Source organism: Pseudomonas sp. PS02303, from assembly GCF_029959925.1.
Classification (GTDB): Bacteria; Pseudomonadota; Gammaproteobacteria; order Pseudomonadales; family Pseudomonadaceae; genus Aquipseudomonas; species Aquipseudomonas mandelii.
In genome coordinates, this window is sequence record NZ_JASCOM010000427.1 from 1 (window position 1) to 3,015 (window position 3,015).

At 60.2% G+C, this 3,015-nt stretch carries 2 protein-coding genes; one reads left to right on the forward strand and one right to left on the reverse strand.

Annotated elements, in window-relative coordinates:
• Nucleotides 1-76 precede the first annotated feature (76 nt).
• A complete protein-coding gene (gbcA, locus tag QMX98_RS33625; protein WP_010467026.1) occupies nt 77-1,372 on the reverse strand; it encodes a glycine-betaine demethylase subunit GbcA in 1,296 nt (431 codons plus the stop codon).
• Between the two features lie 452 nt (nt 1,373-1,824).
• Between gbcA and gbcB the strand changes: the two genes are divergently transcribed.
• Nucleotides 1,825-2,925 carry a glycine-betaine demethylase subunit GbcB gene (gene gbcB / locus QMX98_RS33630; protein WP_010467027.1) on the forward strand — a complete coding sequence of 367 codons (1,101 nt, stop codon included), beginning with the start codon at nt 1,825-1,827 and terminating at the stop codon, nt 2,923-2,925.
• The last annotated feature ends 90 nt before the right edge of the window (nt 2,926-3,015 follow it).

Genomic DNA, 3,015 nt, shown 5'->3' on the forward strand with positions numbered 1-3,015 from the left:
GGCTCGCTCCCACATTCGATCTTCAGCGCACCAAAGATCCCCTGTGGGAGCGAGCCTGCTCGCGATGCTTTTGCTGTTAGCCCTGAACCGGAACGCCCTTGAGGTAAGGCGCAGGCTCGGCCCCGAGGTTGCTCAACAGACGCTCGCTGTACCAGTCCACAAAGTTCACCACACCAAACTCATAGGTCTTGGAGTAAGGCCCAGGCTGGTACGCCGTGGAGTTGATCCCGCGCTGGTTCTCTTCGGCCAGGCGACGGTCCTGGTCGTTGGTGGCGTCCCAGACCTGGCGCATGCGCTCCACGTCGTAGTCCACGCCTTCAACGGCGTCCTTGTGGACGATCCACTTGGTGGTGACCATGGTTTCCTGAGCGCTGATCGGCCACACGGTGAAGACGATGATGTGATCGCCCATGCAGTGGTTCCAGGAGTGCGGCAGGTGCAGGATGCGCATCGAGCCCAGGTCCGGGTTCTTGATGCGGCCCATGAGTTTGGCGCAGCCCTGTTTGCCGTCCAGGGTCATCGACACGGTGCCCTTGAGCAGCGGCATGCGCACGATGCGGTTACGCAGGCCGAAACTGGCGTGGGCGTAAGGGATCTTCTCGGCTTCCCAGGCAGCGGCGGAGGCCGCGACGTGGTCCTTGAAGGCCTGGTCGGCACGCGGGTCGGTGACGTCGTCCCATTCCAGCAGGGTTTTCAGCAGTTCCGGGTGCGACGCGTTGCAGTGGTAGCACTCGCGGTTGTTTTCCAGCACCAGCTTCCAATTGGCCTTTTCCATCAAGGTGGTGGTAATCGCCACCTTGGTGTTTTCCATGTCATACGGTTCCATGTAATGGTTCAGCGTCGACAGGAAGTCATCAATGGCTGGCGGATTCTCCGACAGGCTGATGAAGATGTAGCCGCCGGCGGTTTTCACGTTCACCGGTTTGAGGCCGTACTGCTTCATGTCGAAGTCGGCGCCCATTTCGGTGCCGGCGAACAGCAGGCGACCGTCCAGTTCGTAAGTCCACTGGTGGTAATGGCAGACCAGTTTGGCAACCTTGCCCTTTTCACTGGTGCACAGACGCGAGCCGCGGTGACGACAGACGTTGTGGAATGCATGGATCACGCCTTCGGCGCCGCGAATCACGATGATCGGATTCTTGCCGACTTGCAGGGTCAGGTAGTTGCCCTTGGTCGGGATCTCGCAAGCCATGCCGGCGATCAACCACTCTTTCTGGAAGATTTCCTGCATGTCGATATCAAACAGCCGCTCGTCAGAGTAAAACGGCTGCGGCAGCGAGAAAGTGCGCTCGCGCTCTTGCAGCATCTGCGCGGTGGCCTTGCGTGCGGGTTCCAGCGGATCGCCCAGGCTGATTTTTGCGGTGACGTCCATCGATTTGATCCTCAAGGCCATTCTGTGTGGCCGGCGAAAGTGGCTATGTGGCCTGTGTAACGGGGTTGGGCGGGCAGGTCCGGCGCATGAAGTTCTGATCCTGCGTTGCCGCTCCTCCCCATAGCGCGCTATGAGTCGTCGCGGCGCCTTGGCTCAGAATTTCATGCATCCGGACCTGCTCCACCCAACCCCGTTACACCGGCCACCGGTTTGCTACGCAAGGTGTAAAGCAAGGTGTAAAGATTGTGTCTTGGTATGGAGCGAGTGTGGGGCCGGCGCTGGGCAGAACCTTATCCATGGGCGACATGGCCCAATCTGTTCCCGACGCGCAACCCCCGGTAGTTGGGGGCTGGTCGCGATAAGTATGTGAATGTCGCAGATAGGTAAATGGGTGGCTCGCGCTATACGCAGAATCGCCAACATAAGGCCGACCATCGGCGGTGGAGAACAGCATGTCCAACAGCTTCCTGAATCCGGTAACCACCCAGACCTGGGCCAACGGTCGACACATTGTCCGTTGCGTCAAAGTCATCCAGGAAACCTGGGATGTGCGCACCTTCTGCTTTATGGCCGACCAGCCGATCCTGTTCTTCTTCAAGCCGGGGCAGTTCGTCACCCTGGAGCTGGAAATCGAAGGCGTGCCGATCATGCGCTCCTACACCATTTCCAGCTCGCCATCGGTGCCGTACAGCTTTTCGGTGACGATCAAGCGCGTACCGGGCGGCAAAGTCTCGAACTGGTTGCACGACACGCTGCATGAAGGTCAGGAGCTGGCGGTGCACGGGCCGGTCGGGCTGTTCAACGCCATGGACTTCACCGCGCCGAAGGTGTTGTACCTCAGCGGCGGCGTCGGCATCACGCCGGTCATGTCGATGGCGCGCTGGTTCTACGACACCAACGGCAACGTCGACATGGTGTTTATCCACAGCGCCCGCTCGCCCAAAGACATCATTTATCACCGCGAGCTGGAACACATGGCGTCGCGGATCGATAACTTCAGCCTTCACCTGATCTGCGAGAAGCATGGTCTGGGTGAGCCGTGGGCGGGTTATCGCGGTTACCTGAACCACAAGATGCTCGAACTGATGGCCCCGGACTTCATGGAGCGCGAAGTGTTCTGCTGCGGCCCGACGCCGTACATGAACGCGGTCAAGCGCATGCTCGAGACCGCCGGCTTCGACATGTCGCGTTACCACGAGGAATCCTTCGGTGCCACGCCGCCGGAAGCCCGCGCCGATGCGGTGGAACAGGCCGAAATTGCTGCCGACGCGCCGGAAGTTGATCTGGCGGACCTGCATCAAGTCGAATTTATCTCCTCCGGCAAGAGCATTCGCGTGGCCCCGGGTGAAACCGTGCATGCGGCGGCGGCCAAGCTGGGCTTGCTGATTCCGAAGGCCTGCGGCATGGGCATTTGCGGCACGTGCAAAGTGCTGAAGCTGGGCGGCGAGGTCGAAATGGACCACAACGGCGGGATTACCGAGGAAGACGAAGCCGAAGGCTACATCCTGTCGTGCTGCAGCGTGCCGAAGGGCGACGTGCGCATCGAGTTCTAAGCAACGCCAATCCCTTGTGGGAGCGAGCCTGCTCGCGAAGGCATACGGACATTCAACATCGTTGTTGACTGATCCGGCGCTTTCGCGAGC

Bases quoted from the DNA above. Each gene is read 5' to 3' on its own strand.
- gbcA (WP_010467026.1), bottom strand. From the start codon at position 1,372: ATGGACGTCACCGCAAAAATCAGCCTGGGCGATCCGCTGGAACCCGCA.
- gbcB (WP_010467027.1), top strand. From the start codon at position 1,825: ATGTCCAACAGCTTCCTGAATCCGGTAACCACCCAGACCTGGGCCAAC.